The organism is Cupriavidus gilardii (assembly GCF_013347325.1).
Classification (GTDB): domain Bacteria; phylum Pseudomonadota; class Gammaproteobacteria; order Burkholderiales; family Burkholderiaceae; genus Cupriavidus; species Cupriavidus gilardii.
The window spans coordinates 529,284-548,957 of record NZ_CP054626.1 but is presented as its reverse complement, the minus strand read 5'-3'; the positions used below and the strand labels follow the sequence as shown (position 1 = coordinate 548,957).

The window sequence follows — 19,674 nt, the reverse complement described above, 5'->3', positions numbered from 1 at the left end:
GAGGACGCATCGCCATCAGAATGCCACTCCCAGCGAGATATGCGGCCGGAATTGCCGCTCCTGGATGCCGTAGCCGACGTCGAGCTGGACCGGCCCGACCGGGCTGCGCCAGCGCGCGCCGATGCCGACACCGTGGTAGATGCGCACGCCGTCGGGGTTGTTGGTGGCGGTGCCGGCGTCCCAGAAGATCGCCGCGCCCCAGTCGGGCTTGAACCAGTACTGGTACTCCAGGCTGGTGGTGGCCAGGTACTTGGCCGGCAGCACGCTGGCGCCCCGCCGCGTGCCGATCGACTGGTAGCCGTAGCCGCGGATCGAATCGGTACCGCCGGCGCGGAAGCGCAGCGTGGCCGGGATCTTGTCGGCGCTGCCGCTGGTCAGGTCCGCCCCGAGTTCGAGCCGGGCCACGATCAGGTCGCGCGTGCGTACCGGAATGTATTGCCGGATGCGGCCGTAGAGGCGGACGAAGGTCTGGTCGGTCAGCAAGCCTTCGACCGCCGCGCCGACCTGCGTGTTGATGATATTGCCGCGGCGCGGGAACACCGGGTTGTCGACATCGCGCCGGGTCCACGCATATTGCGGCACCAGCGCCTTGCTCAGCTGGCGCGGCTGATCGTAGGGCCGCAGGTCGTCGTAGTAGAAGTCCAGCGACAGCGCGGTGTCGTAGCGCTCGCGCGTGCGGGAGCGGCGCACACCGGTGCGCCAGCTCCGGGTATCGGTGTTCTCGATGTCGGTGGTGCGCTCGTAGCTGCCGTAGACGCTGTTGCGATAGGTCTTGCTGTCCGGCGGCATCGCGATCTCGGCGAAGGCGTACTGGCGCTTCTGCTCGATGCGGGCCTGCGAATCGAAGATCCAGGCGCGGTTGAACAGGTTGTAATAGGCGTAGCGCCCCTCGACCTGCGCGCCGGTATCGGTGTTGTAGCCGACGCCGGAAACGATCCGATGAACCGGATACTCGCGCACCCGCACATTGACCGGCGCGGTCACCGTCTCGCCGTTGCCGTCGGCATCGGCGACCGGATCGCCGAGCTCGACCTGGACATTGGAGAAATATGGCTGGTTCTGGATCGCGCGCTGCAGTTCCAGCAGCCGCTCGACACGGTAGGGTTCGCCGACGTACAGCGGATTGACGTTGTGGACGATCTGCTCGGGATAGCGGCGGGTGCCGCGCACCGTCAGCGCGCCCATCCGGTAGGCGGGGCCGCTGTCATAGCTCGCGCTCAGATCGGCGGCGCGCTCCTCGGGCTCGATGCGCGCCTGCGAGGCAGCCAGCCTGGCGCCGTAGTAGGCGTTGCTCTGCAGCTCGACCAGCGCGTCCTCCTTGGCCTTGTCCCAGTCGGACTGGCGGAACGGCTCGCCGACCGGCAGGCCCCACTTCTCCCGCATCGCGGCGACCTGCTCGGGCGAGCGCGTGGCGGCCGGCCCGCGCACATCGACATCGACCGCGCGGATCAGCGTGCGCGCGCCCGGGTCGACCGTCACGTGGATCACGCGGCTGTCGCCGCTGCCCTCGACGCGGGTGGTGGTCTGCGGATCGAACCAGCCTTCGGTGGCGGCAAAGGCCCGGACCTGGTCGCCGACCGTCTCGATCATGTAGGCGATCTGGTCCTCGCCCAGGTCGGCGCGTTCGCGATAGCGGACCAGGTCCAGATGCTCTTCCAGGATGTCCTTCAGCGGCTCGGGCGCCTCCACCTGGACCCGGTAGGCCGCCTGGACCGGCGCCGGCAGCATGGCGAACAGCAGCGCCAGCGGGAATGCCAGCAGCGGGAATGCCAGTATCGGGGCCAGCCGCCGCGAGGCCGGCGAGGGCGCGGGCGCCGCCGCGCCGCAGGCCCGGGGGCGGCGGAATCCGAGGCGCATGATCCCGAGGTCCAATATCATCCGTCGTTGCGATCCGGCAAAGTCGCTATTTGACCACACCCGGCCGCCCGATCCGCAAACCCCGAGCGCCCGGGGCCGGCAAAGCCCGCCGCGGCATGGCAATACGGTAGAATCGCGGCAGTTTTCCATTCCCCTTTTGCATTCTGTATAGCTTTCCTGCCATGGCCATGTACGAATCCGACATCACCCAGTTCCTGAAGGCGCTCAAGCAGGAGCGCCCGTCGCTGGAGGCGGAACAGCGCCAAGGCCGCGCCCTGCTGTGGGACAAGGCCCCGATCGACCTCGAGGAGCGCCAGCGCGCCGAGGCATCGCGGGTCCCGCAGAAGCCCTACGTCTACTCGCTGGACTGATGCCGGCACGCATCCCGGCGCCGCAGTCCCTGCCGACGACCGCGATGCGTGCAGATCCGCCCCACTCATGAACCATAGCGAACAGGACAAGCTCGCGCTCGCGCTCGAGCTGCCCAGCGTGGCGCCCGATGGCACCTCGCCGGAGACGGTCGACGGCATGGCGTTCGCGCGCCTGTACGGCGAGCCGCTGTTCCAGCTGCCCCAGGACCTGTATATCCCGCCCGACGCGCTCGAGATCTTTCTCGAGGCGTTCGAAGGGCCGCTGGACCTGTTGCTGTACCTGATTCGCAAGCAGAATTTCAATGTGCTCGACATCCCGATGTCGCAGGTCACGCACCAGTACCTGGCGTATGTCGAGCAGATCCGCAAGAGCAACCTGGAGCTGGCGGCCGAATACCTGCTGATGGCCGCGATGCTGATCGAGATCAAGTCGCGCATGCTGCTGCCGGTCAAGAAGGCCGACAGCGACGAGGACGCCGAAGATCCGCGCGCCGAGCTGGTGCGCCGGCTGCTCGAATACGAGCAGATGAAGCTGGCCGCGCAGAAGCTCGACCAGGTGCCGCAGCTGGGCCGCGACTTCCTGCGCTCGCAGGTCTTCATCGAGCAGAGCCTGGCGCCGCGCTTCCCCGACGTCGACACCACCGATCTGCAGGCCGCCTGGGCCGACGTGCTCAAGCGCGCCAAGCTGAACCAGCACCACAAGATCTCGCGCGAGGAACTGTCCGTGCGCGAGCACATGAGCCAGATCCTGCGCCGCCTGCAGCATGCCCGCTTCATGGAGTTCACCGAGCTGTTCGAGGATGCGATCCGCTCGGGCAAGGGCGTGCCGGTGGTGGTGGTCAATTTCATCGCGATGCTGGAGCTGTCGCGCGAGTCCCTGGTCGAAATCACCCAGGCCGAGCCCTATGCGCCGATCTACGTGCGCCTGGCCTATACCCCCGCATAGCCCCGGCACCGCCGCGCGCTTTTCCTGACGAGCAGTACACGCATCCATGAAAGTCATTTCCTCCATTCACGAGCTGCGCGACCAGTTGCGCGGCCAGAACCGGATCGCCTTCGTCCCGACCATGGGCAATCTGCACGAAGGCCATCTGTCGCTGATGCGGCTGGCGCGCCAGCACGGCGATCCGGTGGTGGCCTCGATCTTCGTCAACCGGCTGCAGTTCGGTCCGAACGAGGATTTCGACAAGTATCCGCGCACGCTGCAGGACGACATCGAGAAGCTGCAGAAGGAAGGCGTCTACGTGCTGTTCGCGCCGACCGAGCGCGACATGTATCCGGAACCGCAGGAATACCGCGTCGACCCGCCGCATGACCTGGGCGACATCCTCGAGGGCGAGTTCCGGCCCGGCTTCTTCAATGGCGTCTGCACGGTGGTGATGAAGCTGTTCTCGTGCACGCAGCCGCGCGTCGCCGTGTTCGGCAAGAAGGACTACCAGCAGCTGATGATCGTGCGGCGCATGGCCAACCAGTTCGCGCTGCCGATCGACATCGTGCCGGCGGAAACGGTACGGGCCGAGGACGGCCTGGCGCTGTCGTCGCGCAACCGCTATCTGTCGGCCGACGAGCGGGCCGAGGCGCCGACGCTGTACCGCACGCTGCATCAGGTGCGCGACCAGGTGCTGGCCAATGCCGGCGGCGGCACCGAGCTGAGCGCGGTCGAGGCGCAGGCGCTCGACGCGCTGAAGGCCCGCGGCTGGAAGCCCGACTACGTCTCGATCCGCAAGCGCAGCAACCTGCAGGCACCGAGCCGCGACGAATACGCGGCCGGCGAACCGCTGGTGGTGCTGGCCGCCGCCAAGCTCGGCGCCACGCGGCTGATCGACAATCTGGAAATCTAGCCAGACGGACCGCTGCGCCCGCGCGCGCTCGCACGCGCGGGGCACGGCATCAGCGGCGGGCCGCCTGCCGCTGCTCGGTCTTTTTCAGATGGCGCCGGTGGCCGCGCTGGCGCTTCCACCAGATCAGCACGCCGGTCAACGCGAACAGCAGCGGCGCCAGCCCGAACGCGGAAATGAAGATGCGCCCCGGCATGCCGAACGCCTCGCCGGTATGCAGCGGGTACATCCAGTTCAGCACGGTGTCGCCGGCCGGCGCGGCGAGCGGATCGCGCACGCCGAGGCGGGCACCGGTATAGGCATCGAGCCACAGCCGCGTCGCGCCGCTGCCCTGGCGCACCTCGCCGGGCTGGCGCAGCCGGATCTCGTAGGCGTCGGTCGGCTGGCGCGGGAATGACACGCGCGACACGATCGCCTGCGGATACAGCGCCTGGGCCGCCGTGACGGCCTGCTGCACGCCCATCGGCATGGCACCCTCGTAGGGCGGCGTGGAAGCCGGCCGCGCGGGCGCGGTGACCGTCATCACGCTGCCGACCAGCGGCGTGACCCACTTCGGCAGATTCAGATACCAGCCGGAAAACGCGATGGTCGCGAGCACCGGCGCGGCCAGGATGCCGCCAGCGCGATGCAGCGAATAGTTCAGCCGCCACCATGAACCGCCGTGCGTGATGCGGAACGCCTGCACGATCGCACGCACCTTCAGCTTCGGCCACCACAGCGCGATGCCGGCCAGCACCGTCAACAGCAGCAGCATGCCGCCGACGCCGGCCACGGTCTTGCCGGTATCGCCGGCCAGCAGATAGTGATGCAGGTGGAACAGCGTGGGCATCAGCAGCGGGCGCGACAGCCCCGGCTGACCCCAGACCCGCTCCCCCTTGATCGCCAGCGTGACCGGGTCGACCATCACCTGCCGCGAGCGCCCCGGCACCACGCTGCCCGTGCCGGGCTCCTTGACGTGGTACCAGGCGATGAAGACGTCGCGCTCCGACACCGGCAGCATCAGCATCCTGGGCTTGCCGTACTGCGGGTCGGCCTTCAGCCGCGCCACCACCTGCTGCACGGTGTCCGCCCGCAGCGGCAGCGTGACCGATTCCGAGGCCACCAGCAGTTCGGGATTGAGCGCGGCGTCGATCTCGTGGCGCCACGACAGCACGGTGCCCGTCAGCCCCAGCAGCACGAACAGCAAGCCGAGCCACAGGCCGATATACAGATGGAGTTTGACGAGCAGGACGCGCAGGCGGCCGGTAACCATGGTGCGGAACGATGGCGCGGCCCGATGACCGGCGCGCTGGAGGGCTGACAAAGCCGACAAGTGTAGCAGGCCGGTCCTTGCGGGACCGTGTCACCCGGGGCCCGGGCCTGAAGCGTCAGCCCGCATGCCGCAGCGGCGCGAGCAAGGCCGCCAGGTCCAGATGCGCGGCCATCGTATCGGCCAGCCGCTCGAGCGAGACTTCGCGCAGCGCGGCGAGGTCGACCCCGTCGGCGCCGTCCAGGCCGGCCCAGCGCAACAGCGCGGCGCAGCCCGCCGGATCGTCGAACAGGCCATGCAGATAGGTGGCCAGCACCTGCCCATCGTCGGACAGCGCGCCGTCGGCGCGGCCGTCTTCGAGCCGCAGCGCCGGCCGCGCCAGCGCCGGCCCCTCGGTGACGCCCAGATGGATTTCGTAGCCGGCAACGCTGGCGTCCCCCTGAGGCAGCGCCAGCGTGCCGCGCGCCTGGCGCAGCTGCTTGTCGGCCGCCAGCACGGTGGCGAAATCGAGCAGGCCCAGGCCGTCGCTGCCGCCGGGCGCGCCTTCGCGTCCGTCCGGGTCCTCGATGCGGCGCCCCAGCATCTGCATGCCGCCGCAGATGCCGACGACCTTGCCGCCATAGCGCAGATGGCGCAGCAGCGCCCGGTCCCAGCCCTGTTCGCGCAGGAAGGCCAGGTCGGCGCGCACGCTCTTGCTGCCCGGCAGCACGATCAGATCGGCCGGCGGGATCGGCGTGCCGGGCCCGATCCAGCACAGGTCCACGCGCGGATGGGCCCGCAGCGCATCGAAATCGGTATGGTTCGAAATGCGCGGCAGCACCGGCACGATCACGCGCAGGCGCGGCGCGCCGTCGTCCTTGGCCGACTGCGAGGCCGCCACCGCGTCCTCGGCATCCAGATGCAGCCCGTGCAGATACGGCAGCACGCCCAGCACCGGCTTGCCTGTGCGCTGACGCAGCCAGTCCAGCCCCGGTTCCAGCAACGAGATATCGCCGCGGAAGCGATTGACGATGAAGCCCTTGACGCGTGCGCGCTCGCTCGGCGACAGGCAATCGAGCGTGCCGACCAGATGCGCGAACACGCCGCCGCGATCGATATCGGCGACCAGCACCACCGGACAATCGACCGCCTCGGCAAAGCCCATGTTGGCGATGTCGCGCTCGCGCAGGTTGATCTCGGCCGGGCTGCCGGCGCCTTCGACCAGCACCACGTCGTAGCCCTCGCGCAGGCGCCGGTGCGAGGCCAGCACCGCCTGCATCGCGACCGGCTTGTATTCGTGATAGGCACGGGCATCGAGGTCCAGCCGCGCGCGGCCGTGGATGATGACCTGCGCACCGGTGTCGCTGCTCGGCTTGAGCAGCACCGGGTTCATGTCGGTGTGCGGCGCCAGCCCGGCCGCCTGGGCCTGCAGCGCCTGCGCGCGGCCGATCTCGCCGCCGTCGGCGGTGACCGCGCTGTTCAGCGCCATGTTCTGCGGCTTGAATGGCACGACCCGCACCGCCGCACGCGCCAGCAGCCGGCACAGGCCGGCCACGACGGTGCTCTTGCCGGCATCGGAGGTGGTGCCCTGGATCATCAGCGTGCCACGCAGCGCGGACCACGGCACGGAGGCTGGCGCAGGGCCGGCAGGGTCAGCGGGCTTGGCAGGCGTGGCGGATTGGGGAAGGGCTTGCATCGCGGCGATTATCGCATCGGCCCGAGCGGCCATTGCCGGCGCCGGCTCATTCCGCGCCGATCCCACGTGGATCCGCCCTGTCGGCATGCGATGCGGCCGCTACAATACCCGGATGGAACCCAAGGTCCCTCCTCACGCCGCTGGCACCGGCCCAGCCGATACGCCGTCCGATGTCGCGCTGCCCGCCGGCGAGGCGGCCATCGCGGTAGCGACCCAGGCGGCCGTCGGCCTGCCCAGGCCCGGCCCGCGCGAACTGACGCTGGTGCTGGGCGGCGCCCGTTCCGGCAAGAGCCATTACGCCGAGCAGCTGGCGACCGATCACGCGGTGGCCACCGGCGGGCCGGTGACCTATATCGCCACCGCACGCGAGGATCCCGACGAAACCGACGAGGAGATGCAGCTGCGCATCGCGCTGCATCGCGCGCGCCGCCCGGCCGACTGGAATCTGGTCGAGGAGCCGCTGCGTCTGGCCGACGCGCTGTACGCGCATGCCCGCCGGGACGGCTGCATCCTGGTCGACTGCATGACGGTCTGGCTCAACAACCTGATCTTTCTCGACAAGCGTCCCTATCCCGAACACGGCGTGATCACGCCGCCGCCGGCCTTCACCGAGGAAATGGACGCGCTGCTGGCCGCGCTGCCGACGCTGCCCGGCCATGTGATCCTGGTCTCCAATGAGATCGGCTTCGGCGTGGTGCCGATGGGCGCGATCACGCGCTTCTACGTCGACGAGCTCGGCCGCCTGAACCAGAAGCTGGCCGCCGCGGCGGACCGCGTGCGGCTGCTGGTCGCCGGTCTGCCGGTTGCGATCAAGGGACCGGACCCGGCATGGTGAATTCGCTGTGGCCCGCGGCGCCGCTGGCGCCGGGAGCCGCCATTGCGCTGACGGCCCTCGCCGGGGCGGGACTCGACCGCTGGCTCGGCGAGCCGCGCCGCCGGCATCCGCTGGTCGGCTTCGGCCGGCTCGCCGATGCCGCCGAGCGCTGCCTGAACCGGCCGGGACCGCGCTGGCGCCAACGCGGCATCGGGCTGGCGGCCTGGTTCGCGCTGGTGCTGGGGCCGGCGGCGCTGGCCGCGCTGCTGATCGCGGCCGCCACCGAGTTCGCCGGCGGGTGGCTGGGCTGGCTGCTGCAGGCGCTGGGCCTGTATGCCACGCTGGGCGCGCGCAGCCTGTGCCAGCATATCGAACCGATCGCCAGTGCACTGGCCAGGGACGACCTCCCGCAAGCGCGCCAGCTGACCGCGCGCATCGTCTCGCGCGACACCGCGGACGCCGATGCGCCGGCGCTGGCCCGGGCCGCCTGCGAATCGGCGCTCGAGAACGGCAACGACGCGATCTTCGGCGCGCTGTTCTGGTTCCTGATCGGCGGCGCCCCGGCGGCGATCGCCTATCGGCTCGCCAATACGCTCGATGCGATGTGGGGCTACCGGACCGAGCGGCTGCTGCATTTCGGCTGGGCCGCGGCCCGCCTCGACGATCTGCTGAACCTGGTGCCGGCCCGGCTGACCGCGCTGTCCTACGCGCTGCTGGGCTCGACCGCGCGCGCGCTGCGCTGCTGGCGCATGCAGGCGCCGGCCTGGTCCAGCCCGAACGCCGGTCCGGTGATGGCCGCGGGCGCCGGTGCGCTGGGCGTCGCGCTCGGCGGCCCGGCCCGCTACCACGGCCAGTGGGAAGCGCGCCCGCCGCTCGGCGAGGGCGAGCCGCCCGGCGCCGCCGACGTGCTGGCCAGCCTGCGGCTGGTGCGGCGAACGCTATGGTTGTGGCTGGCCCTCTGCGTCGCGTACGGCATCGTCGACCAACTGCTGGCGCTGTCGCGATGAATCACCCGCATTCCCTTCCCCCTCCGATCCGCCACGGCGGCAATCTGCTGGCCGCCGCGCGCCGCTATGGCCGCGATCCGTCCGACTGGCTCGACCTGTCGACCGGCATCAACCCCGACGGCTATCCGGTGCCGCCGTTGCCGGCCGATTGCTGGCAGCGGCTGCCGCAGGACGACGATGGTCTCGCACAGATCGCCGCCCGCGCTTACGGCGCGCCGCATGCGTTGCCGGTCGCCGGCTCGCAGGCCGCGATCCGCACGCTGCCCGCGCTGCTGCCGGCGGGCCGCGTCGGCATCGCCGCGCTCGGCTACAGCGAATACGCGCCAGCCTTCGCCGCCGCCGGTCATCGCGTGGTGCCGCTGGACGAGGCGGACTTCTCGTGCCCTGCGCTCGCCGATGGCCTCGATCATCTGGTGGTCGTCAACCCGAACAATCCGACCGGGCGCATCGTGCCACGCGAGCGCCTGCTGGGCTGGCATGCCGCGCTGGCGGCGCGCGGCGGCACGCTGCTGCTCGACGAGGCCTTTGCCGATGCGTCGGCTGGCGAAGAAGGCGGTGCCTCGCTGGCGGCGGACAGCGGCCGTGCCGGCCTGATCGTACTGCGCTCGCTGGGCAAGTTCTACGGACTGGCCGGCGTGCGCTGCGGCTTCGTGCTGGCGCAGCCCAAGCTGCTGCAGACACTGGCCGAACGCCTTGGCCATTGGACCGTGTCCGGACCGGCACGCGCGGTGGCGCGGCTGGCGCTGTGCGACACCGATTGGCAGGCCGCCACGCGGGCTCGTCTGCGCCTGGCCAGCGCGCGTCTGGACGCGCTGCTGCGCCGGCATGGCCTGGCGCCGGTCACCCTGCCGCTGTTCGCCTGGGTGCCGCATGCGGACGCCGCGCGGCTGCATCAGGCGCTGGCGCATGTGGGCGTCTGGACCCGGCTGTTCGATGCACCGGCGCCGTCCCTGGCGTCGCCGCCTTCCACCGGCCTGCCGAGCCTGCGCTTGGGGCTGCCGCCCGACCGGGAGGCCTGCTGGCAGCGGCTTGCCGACGCCCTCGCCACCACTGTTCCGCTCTGACGTTCCGATCCGATATGCCCGTATTGCCGTTCCCGTTCCGCCGGCGCCGGCCGCGCGCCGCCACGCGCCTCGCCGCCATCGTCTCGCTTGCCGCGGCGCTCGCGGCCATCCTGCCGATCGACGCGCGCGCCGCGGTCTCCGTCGTCGACGACGCCGGCCAGACCATCACGCTGGCGCAGCCGGCGCGCCGCATCGTGTCGCTGGCCCCGCACGTCACCGAGATGCTGTTCGCGGCGGGCGGGGGCGAGCGCATCGTCGGCACTGTCAACTACAGCGACTATCCGCCCGAGGCGCGCGCGATTCCGCGGGTCGGCGACAACAAGGCGCTCGATCTCGAACGGATCGCCGCGCTCAAGCCCGACCTGATCGTGGTCTGGCGGCATGGCAACGCGCAGAAGCAGACGGAGCGGCTGCGCGCGCTGGGCCTGCCGCTGTTCCACAGCGAGCCGCGGCGGCTGGCGGCGGTGCCGGACAATATCGAGAAGCTCGGCGTGCTGCTCGGCACCGGCCCGACCGCGCATGCCGCGGCCGAGCGCCTGCGCGCGCGCATCGCCGCGCTGGGCAAGGCCCATGCCGCACGGCCGCCGGTGTCGGTGTTCTATCAGGTCTGGCAGCAGCCGCTGATGACGCTCAATGGCCAGCATATGGTCAGCGACATGCTGGCGCTGTGCGGCGGCCGCAATGTATTCGCCGACGAGACGCCGCTGGTGCCGACCATTTCGGTGGAAGCGGTCATCGCCCGCAATCCGGAGGCCATGATCACGGCCAGCATGGGCGCGACGCCGGCGGACCGGCCGCTGGCGGACTTCGCGCAATGGCAGCGCTGGCCGCAGCTGACGGCGGTGGCACGCGGCAATCTGTTCACGATCGACGGCGACCTGATCAATCGGGCGGGACCGCGTGCGATCGATGCCGCGGGGATCGTGTGCCGGCAGCTGGAGGTCGCACGGAGCCGGCGGCCCGCGCAGTAGCACGGCGCGGGCCTGGCCTTCAGTGCGGGGGGCAGTGCGGAGCCCGGTGCGTCGGCCCTCGTTGGCCCTCGTTGGCCCTCAACCCGCCGTGCGGTTCCACCACAACAGACGCCCCGGCCGCGCGGCGCCCCGATCGAGCCGGACGCCGCAGCTCGCGCCCCAGCCGAGCTGCCACTCCAGCGTGACGGACAACGGCAGGCCGAGCCAATGCGCGGCGAGCATTCGCATCGGGCCGGCGTGGCCGACCACCCACAGGCAGCGCTCGGCGGCGGCGGCAGGCGCTTGCAGCGAGTCAGCCCATTCTGCAACGCGCGCGTACGCGGCGCGCGCCGATTCGCCGCCGTGTGGGCGCGCATCCATCAGGTCGGCCGCCCATTGGTCCAGGCCGGCGCGCGGTACCGCGTCCCAGCGCTGGCCCTCCCAGGCGCCGAAATCAAGTTCGTGAAGACGTGCATCGGCGTCAAGCGCGAGGCCCTCTCGCCCGGCTTGCGCGGCGCAGGCCTGCACGATCCGCTGCGCGGTGACATGGGCGCGCTGCGCGGGACTGCAGACGATCCGCGCGGGAGCCGGCACGCCGTTGGCCGATGCCGCCGCCGACGCGGCGCGCACGATCGCATCGGCCGCCGGCGACATCGGCTCCATCAGTGGCAGGTCGAGCCGGCCATAGCAGACCCCGTCGTCGACCGCGGGATGCGCGTGCCGGATCAGGACCAGATCCATGCCGCCGCCAGCAGATAGATCAGCAGTTCGCCAAGCTGCTGGGCCATGCCGAGACAGTCGCCGGTATAGCCGCCGATGCGGCGCACGAAATAGCGCCCGAGCACCAGCCGCAGCAGCGCCAGCGCGGCGATCGCGGCGACACCGAAGCCCGGCGCGACCGCCAGCAACGGCAGCGCGCCGCAGGCGAGCACCAGCGCCAGCCCGCGCGGCGACAGCCGCTGCGCGACCGGCTTCGCCTTGCCCTCGGCACGTACGTAGTCCAGCGTCGCCAGATAGCTGACCGCCATCGCGCGGCTGGCGGCATGCGCGGCCACCAGCACCAGCAGCAGTTCGCGCAGGCCGCCGCGCTGGCCCAGCGCCAGCAGCAATTGCCATTTCAGCAGCAGGGCCAGCACCAGCGCGAGCGCACCGAAGGCACCGATGCGCGAATCGTGCATGATGCGCAGCACGTCCTCGCGCCGATAGCCGCCGCCAAACGCATCGACGCAATCGGCCAGGCCGTCCTCATGAAAGGCGCCAGTCAGCAGCAGCGTCGCGCCGATGCCGATCAGCACCGCGACCGCGGGCGGCCACAGCAGCCACGCGGCCAGCGTCGCCAGCGCGCCGACGGCGCCGACCATCAGGCCGACCAGCGCAAACCAGCGCGCGGCGGCATGCAGATAGTGCGGGGCGAAGCCGACCCAGGCGGGCACCGGCACGCGCGTGAAATAGCCGACCGCGGTCAGCAGGTAGCGCAGTTCGTCGCAGGGCCGCTGCAGCAGCGGATGGGTCGGCCGCCGAGGTTGCTCGGCTTGCTGGTCTCGCCGATCCTGCAGCGGCTCGGGCGTGGGCTCGGTCGGCATGTTGGTCATGGTGCGGATGGCGACAGCTTGGCGCGAGTCTATCGCGGCGGCGCGCTGCCGGTTGGGGTGTTGGTCGCGGTGTTGGTCGCGGTGTTGCCTGCACCGTCGGCCGCGCTGGCGGTGCTGACCCCCGCCCCGCCGAAGGTCGCCATCTCGCGCAGAAAGGCCACCGCCGACGCCACCAGCGGATACGCCAGCGCGGCGCCGCTGCCCTCGCCCAGCCGCAGGTCCAGCGCCAGCAGTGGCCGCGCGCCGAAGTGCTCGAGCAGCGCGCGGTGGCCCTGCTCGTGCGAGCAATGCGAGAACACGCAGTACGACAGCACCTCGGCATCGAGGCGGCTCGCGACCAGCAGCGCCGCCGAGGCGATGAAGCCGTCGACCAGGATCACCATCCGCCGCGACGCCGCGGCGAGGAAGGCGCCCGCCATCATCGCGATCTCGAAGCCACCCAGCGCGGCCAGCGCGTCCAGCGGTTCGACCGCATCGGCATGGCGCACCAGCGCCCGCTCGAGCAGCGCGAGCTTGCGCGCGAGTCCCGCATCGTCCAGGCCGGTGCCGCGCCCGACGCAGGCCGCGATCGGCAGGCCCGCCAGCCGGCTGACCAGGCAGGCGGCGGCCGACGTGTTGCCGATGCCCATCTCGCCGAAGCCGATCACATTGGTCCCCTGCGCGGCATGGTGCATCACGCGCGCGGCGCCGGCCGCCAGCGCGGCCTCGGCCTGCTCGCGCCGCATCGCCGGTTCGTCGATGAAGTTGCGCGTGCCCGCATCGATTCGGCAGTCCACCAGACCCGGCGCCGCGCCCGGCGGCACGCGCACGCCGGCATCGACGACCTCGAGCACCATGCCGTGCTGGCGTGCGAACACATTGATGGCCGCGCCCCCTGCGGCGAAATTGCGGACCATCTGCACCGTGACGTCGGCCGGATAGGCGCTGACGCCGGCATCGGCGATGCCATGGTCGGCGGCGAACACGATCATCGCCGGCCGCCGCAGCACCGGCTCTGCGGTGCGCTGGATCAGCCCGATCTGCAGAGCCAGCGACTCCAGCCGGCCCAGCGCGCCGAGCGGCTTGGTCTTGTCGTCGATCGCGGCCTGCAATGCAGGGCGCAGGGTGTCGTCCAGCGGTTCGATCGCGGGCGGAGCGAATTTCGCCGCGGTGTTCGATACGGTCGCCATGGCTTACATCTCGATGCCGCGCTGGGCCTTGATGCCCTGCTGGAATGCATGCTTGACCGGCGTCATTTCGGTGACGGTATCGGCGGCGTCGATCAGCGCCTGCGGCGCGCCGCGGCCGGTGATCACCACGTGCTGCATCGGCGGACGCGCGCGCAGATCGGCGATCACGGTATCGACGTCCAGGTAGTGCAGCTTCAGCGCGATATTCAGTTCGTCGAGCAGCACCAGGCCGATCGACGGATCGCGCAGCAGCTGGCGCGCGACCTGCCACGCGGCCTCGGCCTTGGCCACGTCGCGCGCCCGGTCCTGGGTCTCCCAGGTATAGCCCTCGCCCATCACGTGGAACGCGCACTGTTCGGGAAAGCGCCGCAGGAACATTTCCTCGCCACTGGGAAACGCGCCCTTGATGAACTGCACCACGCCGGCCTGCATGCCGTGACCCAGCGCGCGGATCACCATGCCGAAGCCCGAGCTGGACTTGCCCTTGCCATTGCCGGTGGTGATCACGATCACGCCGCGCTCGTCCTGCGCGGCGGCGATCTTCGCATCGATCACCGCCTTCTTGCGGACCATGCGCGCCTTGTGGCGTTCATCGCGGCCCTCGGTGTCGTTGGTGTCGTGGGTGTCGTTGGTGTCGGTCTGGTCGGAGTCGTGATGGCTCGTCATTGCGCGGAGCGGTATCGGTGAGGGGTAAGCAGCCCGGCCCTGCCTCATGCCGGGCCATTGGCGATCAACGCCGTATGCGCGCCCTTCGCGACGGCGACGATCGGTGTGCGCAGCGCGCGCGAACAGTGGGCGGGCGTCAGGATCTGGTCCGCCGGGCCGTGCAGGCATTGGCCGTCCTCGGCCATCAGCAGCGCATGCGTGGCATAGCGGCGCGCCAGGTTCAGGTCGTGCAGGATCAGCATCGCGGCATGGCGCCCGGCTTGCGTCAGGCGCGCCAGCGTGTCCAGCACCAGGATCTGATGGCGCAGGTCCAGGTGCGCCAGCGGTTCGTCGAGCAGCAGCAGCGGCGCCTGCTGCGCCAGCACCGCGGCCAGCGACACGCGCTGGCGCTCGCCGCCGGACAGCGTCAGCACATCGCGGCCTGCCAGGCCCGCCAGATCGAGGGCTGCCAGCAGGTCCGCCACCACCGCATCGTCGTCGCAGCCGCTCCAGCCCCATCCCGACAGATGCGGATGGCGGCCGACCGCGACCGCGTCGTGCACCGACATCGAGAACGTATCGTGAATGGCCTGCGGCAGATAGGCGCGCTGTCTGGCCAAAATCTCGGGGCGCCGGCGCGCCAGCGCGGCGAGCGGCTCGTCGTCGAGCCGGACGTCGCCCCGCTCGGCTTCGCGCAGCCCGGCCAGCACCGCCATCAGCGTCGATTTGCCGACGCCATTGGGGCCGAGCACACACCACAGCTCGCCGGGCCGCATGGTCAGCTCGAGCGCGTCGAACAGCGTCCTGCCGCCGGCACGCAGGCTCAGGCCGCGCAGCGACAGCCGCGGGCACGGCACGGTCGGAACGGTCCAGTCGGCAGCGGTCGTCATTGCGGATCCCCTATCGCGGCCGGCGCAGCAGCAGGAACAGGAAGGTCGGCACGCCCAGCAACGCGGTGATCACGCCGACCGGCAATTGCGCCGGCGCGATCGCGGTGCGCGCGATCAGGTCCGCCGCCATCAGCAGCGTGCCGCCCAGCAACGCCGCCGCTGGCAGCAGCAGGCGCTGATCGTTGCCCCACGCCAGCCGCACCAGATGCGGCACCACCAGGCCGACGAAGCCGATCGAACCGGCGGTCGTGATCGACGCCGCGATCGCCAGCGACGCCACCAGGTAAGCCGACAGCCGTACCCGGCCGACGCGCACGCCCAGCGATCGGGCCACGGTCTCGCCGAGCAGCATCACGTTCAGCGCGCGCGCCATCGGCAGCGTCAGCAGCAGCGCCAGCACCAGCGTGCCGAGCGCGAGCCCGTAGCTGGCGGTGCCGCCAAGATCGCCGGTCAGCCAGAACAGCATGCCGCGCAAGCGGGCCTCGGGCGCGATGCTCAGGATCAGCGTGATCACCGCACCCCAGCCGGCGGCCAGGATCACGCCGGTCAGCAGCAGCCGCGAGCCCGCTTCATGATGGCCGCCCTGGACCTGCGGATGCAGCAGATCGCGCCGCGCCAGCGTGGCGACCAGCACCATCGACATCAGCGCGCCGCCGGCTGCGCCGGCCTGCACGGTCCACAGCGGCGCCAGCGCCAGCATCGCCAGCAACGCGCCGGTGGCCGCGCCGCCCGACACGCCCAGCACATAGGGCTCGGCCAGCGGATTGCGCAGCAGCACCTGCATCAGCGCGCCGGACAGCGCCAGCAGGCCGCCGCAGGCGAACGCCGCCGCGGCGCGCGGCAGCCGCAACTCGCGCACGATGGCGGCCGCGGTCTGGTCGGCCGCGCCGTGCTTGCCCGATACATCGGTCAGCCCGAACAGCGCGTGCCAGACCTCGCTCGGCGACAGGCCGACACTGCCGACCGCCAGCGACAGCAGGAACACTGCCACGGCAGCGCCGGCCAGCAGCGTGCAGACGGCCAGCGCGCGCCGCATCTCAGCGGCGCCGCGCATCGCCGTGCCCGCCGTCTTGCCCGCCGTCGCCGAGGCCGCCGTCCGCATCATGGTCGCTGGTCTGCGCGATGCCGCTCAGCGCTGGCGCCAGCCGAGCGTGATGAAGCCGGCCCGGCCCTGCGTGTTGTAGGGGTAGGCCAGCTGGTAGTCCTTGTCGAACAGATTCTCGACGCGGGCGGCGATGAACCATTGCTTGTCGATGTTGTAGCGCGCGTTGAGGTTGACGATACCGTATCCGCCCAGCGTGCGCGAGCCGCTGTCCCGGCGCGACGACGACACGATCCACTGGCCGCCGAAGCGCCAGTTCCCGACATCGCGGCCCAGGTCGAGCGCCGCATGCCGCCGCGCGCGCCGCATCAGCTGCGTGCCGGTCTGCTCGTCGACCGGGTTCTGCATCGTGACGCTGGCGGTCACGTCGGTGCCGAGCAGCCGCGCGCGCCACGACGCCTCGACGCCCTCGACCTTGGCGCTGCTGACGTTCTGCGCCAGAAACATGCCGTTCGGCTGCAGCGCCGACGTGATCAGATTGTCGTACTGCGTGCGGAAGGCCGTCACGCGCAGCAGGCCCGCGCCCTTGCTGTCGTACTGCGCGCCGATCTCGACCGAGCGCGCCCGCTCGGGCTGCAGGTTCGGCTGGCCATAGTTCGGGTAGTACAGCTCGTTGAAGGTCGGCGCGCGGAACGCATTGCTGGCGTTGGCCAGCAGCTTGAACTGCTCGGTCACGTAGTAGCCGTAGCCGGCGAAATAGCTGCCCTTGTCGCCGAAATCCGAATAGTGGTCGTTGCGCAGGTTCAGCTGCAGCTGGTGCTTGCCGATGCGGCCGTCGTAGCCGCCGAACACCGACACCACGTTGCGGCCGGGCGCGCCATACGAGTTCGAGTCGAACTGCTGCTGCAGATATTCGGTGCCGAACATCAGCTGATGGCCCTTGGCGAGCGCGTATTCGTTCTGCCAGGTGAACTGGCGCGTGCGGGTCTTGAAGCGGCTATCGAACACGCCGTTCAGCCAGTTGTCGCTGTCGTCCTCGCTCTGCGCGACCTTGAAGCGCGTGGTCCAGTCCGGTGCCAGCTTGCCGTTGACGAAGGCGGACAGCGTATAGAGCTCGCTGTCGCTGCGCCAGTCGTCGGTGGGCCGGCCGAACGTGCTGTCGTAGGACAGCTTGCTCTTGCTGTAGTAGGCCGCGACGCCCGCCTCCCAGTCCGGCGCGAAGCGATGCTTGACCTGGCCGGAGACGCTCTTGTTCTCGTACGGGTTGTCGTTCGGATTGGCGCGCGGCTGCAGGCGCGTGTTCACCGCCGAGAAGCCGTCGGTCTTGAAGATCGAGCCGGTCAGGTTGAACGAGGTATCGCCGACCTGGCCGCCGTAGCCGACCGTCGCACGGCGCGTATTGTCGCTGCCGTATTCGACCTGGGCGTTGGCGGCGGGCGGCTTGCCGGCTCCGCTCCTGGTGAAGATCTGCACCACGCCGCCGATCGCGTCGGAGCCGTACAGCGCCGATACGTTGCCGCGCACGATCTCGATGCGGTCGATCTCGTCGGGCAGGATATTGGCCAGTTGCGCGGTGCCGCTGCTGGCCGAGGCGATGCGCACGCCGTCGATCAGGATCAGCGTCTGGTTGGAATTGGCGCCGCGCATGAACAGCGTGGTGTTGGCACCCATGCCGCCGGTGGCGGCCAGTTCCACGCCCGCCTGCGTGCGCAGCAGCGAACGCAGGTCCGGTGCCTGGCTGTTGGCGATCTCCTGCTGCGTGATCACGGTGGTATGGGGCAGCGCCTCGTCCAGCGGCTGCGCGGTGCGCGTGGCGCTGACGACGACCGGGCTCAGCGTGGCGTCCGACGACGGCGGGGACTGCTGCGCCACCGCGGGCCACGCGCACAGCGTGGCGGCGGACAGCAGCGCGGCCTGCGCCGGGGAGCGGACGGCGGCGCGGGCAAGATCGCGCGCAATATCGCCGGCAGTATCGACGGCAAGGGCTTGGGCGCGGACGCGCGCGGTCGGGCGCGCGGCTGGCGATGCCAGGCGACGCGACCTCGAAGACGATGAAAGCATGGTGCTCGAGCGGAAGTGAAAGCCTGGCCCGTTCCCCCGCGGACCGTCTGGCGGTGAGGCTGCGCGAGCGCGATGGCGGCCGGCATGCCCGCATCCAGGCCGGTATCCGGGCTGGCGATCGGCACCGTCCGCCTTCCCGGAACCATCGGTCCAGTGGCATCGTGGGACGGTGAGGCGAGGCCGGCGGGCGTGGAGACGATCGTGCCGATCGGCTCGGGCGCGGCGGCGAACGCAATCGCTTACCGTTGCGGGGGCAGCACAGGTTGGACCGGCATCGCGCGGCGGCGTGGCGGACTCCCTGTTTCCCGTTTAACTGCGATCCGATGGGGACCGGATCGCGAGCACCTGAAAACGCGCGTGAGTGTAGGCAGTTTGACGGCCCCCGTCAAATCGGCGGCGCCCGCGGCCCATTGCGCCGCCGCGTGCCCCTGCGGGGCAGTCATTGCGGCCATTGACCGACGATCGATGCAACTTCGAGGGGAATGCACGGTCACAATCGCTTCCCGCAGTGATGACGCGGATCATGCATCGGCTAGAATCCCGTTACCTGACACCCTGAGACACGACAGGCCCATGCTGACCGAACTCGAACAACTGGCCGCCAAGATCGGCCGCGTGCTGCACCACGCGGATACGCTGGCGGCGGAAAACCAGCGGCTGCGCGAGGAGATCGAACGCCTGCAGGCGGAGGCCGCGCAGCTGCGCAGCGATCGCGAAGCGATGGCTGCCGATCGCGAACTGCTGAACATCAAGATCGAGGAGGCGCAGTTGCGCATCCAGTCGATCCTGGACAAGCTGCCCACGGCCACCGATGCGCGCCAGCTGGATCTGCTCGACGAAGGGGAGCTTCCCGCCGAGCGCATCCAGGGAGAACCGCGCGGCGCCCAGCCTTCCGGAGAACACGCATGAGCGGCAACAAGCAAGTCGAAGTCCATATCGCGGGGCAGCCTTACCGCTTCGCGATCGCCCCCGAGAACGAGGCCGCGCTGCTCGAAGCGGTGGCGCTGGTCGACGACCAGATGACGCGGATCAAGTCCGGCGCTTCCACCAAGGGCGTCGAACGGGTCGCGGTAATGGCCGCGATCAGCATCGCGTCGGATCTGCTCGCGCTCAAGCGCAAGCAGCAGGAGGACGGCGCGATTCCCGTGGACGCGGTGCGCGCCCGCATCCGCGAGCTGAACGAGCGCGCCGACGAGGCGCTGCGCCAGTACGCGCATGTCGGCACCAGCATGGTCGGCGGCATCGGCAATCCCGCCGGCAGCCCCGCCGGCAGCCCCGTTTCGCCGACGCAATCGTGACCCCTTGAATTGCCCCGGCGGACCCGCATATGGGTCCTTGTGCAAGGGCCTTCACCATGGCGATATAGCGCGATATGGGCGATGTGAAGACCGTGCCGCGCATGCCACGCAAAATGTAACGACAAGCCGGGACACGCTTGGTATGCGAGAAA

Annotated in this window: 19 protein-coding genes and 1 riboswitch; of the genes, 9 read left to right on the top strand and 10 right to left on the bottom strand. The window is 70.5% G+C overall.

The annotated features are described in order from the left end of the window. Window positions 1-15 precede the first annotated feature (15 nt). On the bottom strand, window positions 16-1,857 hold the full coding sequence (locus FOB47_RS12670; RefSeq protein WP_174781239.1) for an autotransporter assembly complex protein TamA: 1,842 nt from the start codon (window positions 1,855-1,857) through the stop codon (window positions 16-18). Window positions 1,858-2,039: 182 nt separating this feature from the next. Here FOB47_RS12670 and FOB47_RS12665 point away from each other — a divergent pair, with 182 nt between their 5' ends. From FOB47_RS12665 to panC, 3 genes are all read left to right on the top strand, one after another. Further along, the gene (locus tag FOB47_RS12665) at window positions 2,040-2,228 is read left to right on the top strand and encodes a DUF3460 family protein (RefSeq protein ID WP_006579309.1); all 189 of its coding nucleotides are present in this window, start codon (window positions 2,040-2,042) and stop codon (window positions 2,226-2,228) included. Between the two features lie 67 nt (window positions 2,229-2,295). Further along, window positions 2,296-3,174 carry a segregation and condensation protein A gene (locus FOB47_RS12660; RefSeq protein ID WP_053821142.1) on the top strand — a complete coding sequence of 293 codons (879 nt, stop codon included), beginning with the start codon at window positions 2,296-2,298 and terminating at the stop codon, window positions 3,172-3,174. Between the two features lie 46 nt (window positions 3,175-3,220). Next, window positions 3,221-4,069: a pantoate--beta-alanine ligase gene (panC, locus tag FOB47_RS12655; RefSeq protein ID WP_053821141.1), complete on the top strand. Its 849-nt coding sequence runs from the start codon at window positions 3,221-3,223 to the stop codon at window positions 4,067-4,069. A gap of 49 nt (window positions 4,070-4,118) precedes the next feature. Here panC and FOB47_RS12650 read toward each other — a convergent pair whose 3' ends face one another. Then, window positions 4,119-5,318 (bottom strand): PepSY-associated TM helix domain-containing protein, encoded by a 1,200-nt coding sequence (locus FOB47_RS12650; RefSeq protein WP_053821140.1) that lies wholly within the window; start codon window positions 5,316-5,318, stop codon window positions 4,119-4,121. A 115-nt stretch (window positions 5,319-5,433) separates the two neighbouring features. After that, window positions 5,434-6,891 carry a cobyric acid synthase gene (locus tag FOB47_RS12645; protein ID WP_174782410.1) on the bottom strand — a complete coding sequence of 486 codons (1,458 nt, stop codon included), beginning with the start codon at window positions 6,889-6,891 and terminating at the stop codon, window positions 5,434-5,436. Window positions 6,892-7,102: 211 nt separating this feature from the next. Here FOB47_RS12645 and cobU point away from each other — a divergent pair, with 211 nt between their 5' ends. The 4 genes from cobU to FOB47_RS12625 are packed head-to-tail and all read left to right on the top strand — an operon-like array spanning window position 7,103 to window position 10,846. After that, complete coding sequence (gene cobU / locus FOB47_RS12640; protein ID WP_174781238.1) at window positions 7,103-7,825, top strand: bifunctional adenosylcobinamide kinase/adenosylcobinamide-phosphate guanylyltransferase; 723 nt, start codon at window positions 7,103-7,105, stop codon at window positions 7,823-7,825. After that, window positions 7,819-8,811 (top strand): adenosylcobinamide-phosphate synthase CbiB, encoded by a 993-nt coding sequence (gene cbiB, locus FOB47_RS12635; RefSeq protein WP_174781237.1) that lies wholly within the window; start codon window positions 7,819-7,821, stop codon window positions 8,809-8,811. Before cobU ends, cbiB begins: the two co-directional genes overlap by 7 nt. Beyond that, complete coding sequence (cobD, locus tag FOB47_RS12630; RefSeq protein ID WP_174781236.1) at window positions 8,808-9,875, top strand: threonine-phosphate decarboxylase CobD; 1,068 nt, start codon at window positions 8,808-8,810, stop codon at window positions 9,873-9,875. The genes cbiB and cobD overlap by 4 nt, the downstream gene beginning before the upstream one ends. A gap of 14 nt (window positions 9,876-9,889) precedes the next feature. After that, window positions 9,890-10,846, top strand: coding sequence for a cobalamin-binding protein (locus tag FOB47_RS12625; protein WP_174781235.1), 957 nt, complete (start codon window positions 9,890-9,892; stop codon window positions 10,844-10,846). A gap of 78 nt (window positions 10,847-10,924) precedes the next feature. On the opposite strand, the gene FOB47_RS12620 is transcribed toward FOB47_RS12625, so the two are convergent. From FOB47_RS12620 to FOB47_RS12590, 7 genes are all read right to left on the bottom strand, one after another. After that, window positions 10,925-11,566 carry a histidine phosphatase family protein gene (locus tag FOB47_RS12620; RefSeq protein WP_174781234.1) on the bottom strand — a complete coding sequence of 214 codons (642 nt, stop codon included), beginning with the start codon at window positions 11,564-11,566 and terminating at the stop codon, window positions 10,925-10,927. After that, window positions 11,551-12,417 carry an adenosylcobinamide-GDP ribazoletransferase gene (locus FOB47_RS12615; protein ID WP_226994823.1) on the bottom strand — a complete coding sequence of 289 codons (867 nt, stop codon included), beginning with the start codon at window positions 12,415-12,417 and terminating at the stop codon, window positions 11,551-11,553. Before FOB47_RS12615 ends, FOB47_RS12620 begins: the two co-directional genes overlap by 16 nt. 29 nt (window positions 12,418-12,446) lie before the next feature. After that, the gene (gene cobT, locus FOB47_RS12610; protein ID WP_174781233.1) at window positions 12,447-13,586 is read right to left on the bottom strand and encodes a nicotinate-nucleotide--dimethylbenzimidazole phosphoribosyltransferase; all 1,140 of its coding nucleotides are present in this window, start codon (window positions 13,584-13,586) and stop codon (window positions 12,447-12,449) included. 3 nt (window positions 13,587-13,589) lie between these two features. Next, window positions 13,590-14,159, bottom strand: a complete 570-nt coding sequence (gene cobO, locus FOB47_RS12605; protein ID WP_232963058.1) for a cob(I)yrinic acid a,c-diamide adenosyltransferase — start codon at window positions 14,157-14,159, stop codon at window positions 13,590-13,592. Window positions 14,160-14,296: 137 nt separating this feature from the next. Beyond that, a complete protein-coding gene (locus FOB47_RS12600) occupies window positions 14,297-15,121 on the bottom strand; it encodes an ABC transporter ATP-binding protein (RefSeq protein ID WP_174781231.1) in 825 nt (274 codons plus the stop codon). Window positions 15,122-15,131: 10 nt separating this feature from the next. Next, entirely contained in the window at window positions 15,132-16,157 is a 1,026-nt protein-coding gene (locus FOB47_RS12595) for a FecCD family ABC transporter permease (protein WP_144425872.1), read from the bottom strand. A gap of 93 nt (window positions 16,158-16,250) precedes the next feature. Then, window positions 16,251-18,224, bottom strand: coding sequence for a TonB-dependent receptor domain-containing protein (locus FOB47_RS12590; RefSeq protein ID WP_174781230.1), 1,974 nt, complete (start codon window positions 18,222-18,224; stop codon window positions 16,251-16,253). Window positions 18,225-18,304: 80 nt separating this feature from the next. Continuing rightward, a riboswitch (cobalamin riboswitch) is annotated at window positions 18,305-18,574 on the bottom strand. A gap of 223 nt (window positions 18,575-18,797) precedes the next feature. On the opposite strand from FOB47_RS12590, the gene FOB47_RS12585 reads away from it, so the two are divergent. Together FOB47_RS12585 and FOB47_RS12580 are read left to right on the top strand one after the other, a co-directional pair. Further along, window positions 18,798-19,133, top strand: coding sequence for a hypothetical protein (locus FOB47_RS12585; protein ID WP_053821133.1), 336 nt, complete (start codon window positions 18,798-18,800; stop codon window positions 19,131-19,133). Next, entirely contained in the window at window positions 19,130-19,522 is a 393-nt protein-coding gene (locus FOB47_RS12580; RefSeq protein WP_174781229.1) for a cell division protein ZapA, read from the top strand. The genes FOB47_RS12585 and FOB47_RS12580 overlap by 4 nt, the downstream gene beginning before the upstream one ends. Window positions 19,523-19,674 lie beyond the last annotated feature (152 nt).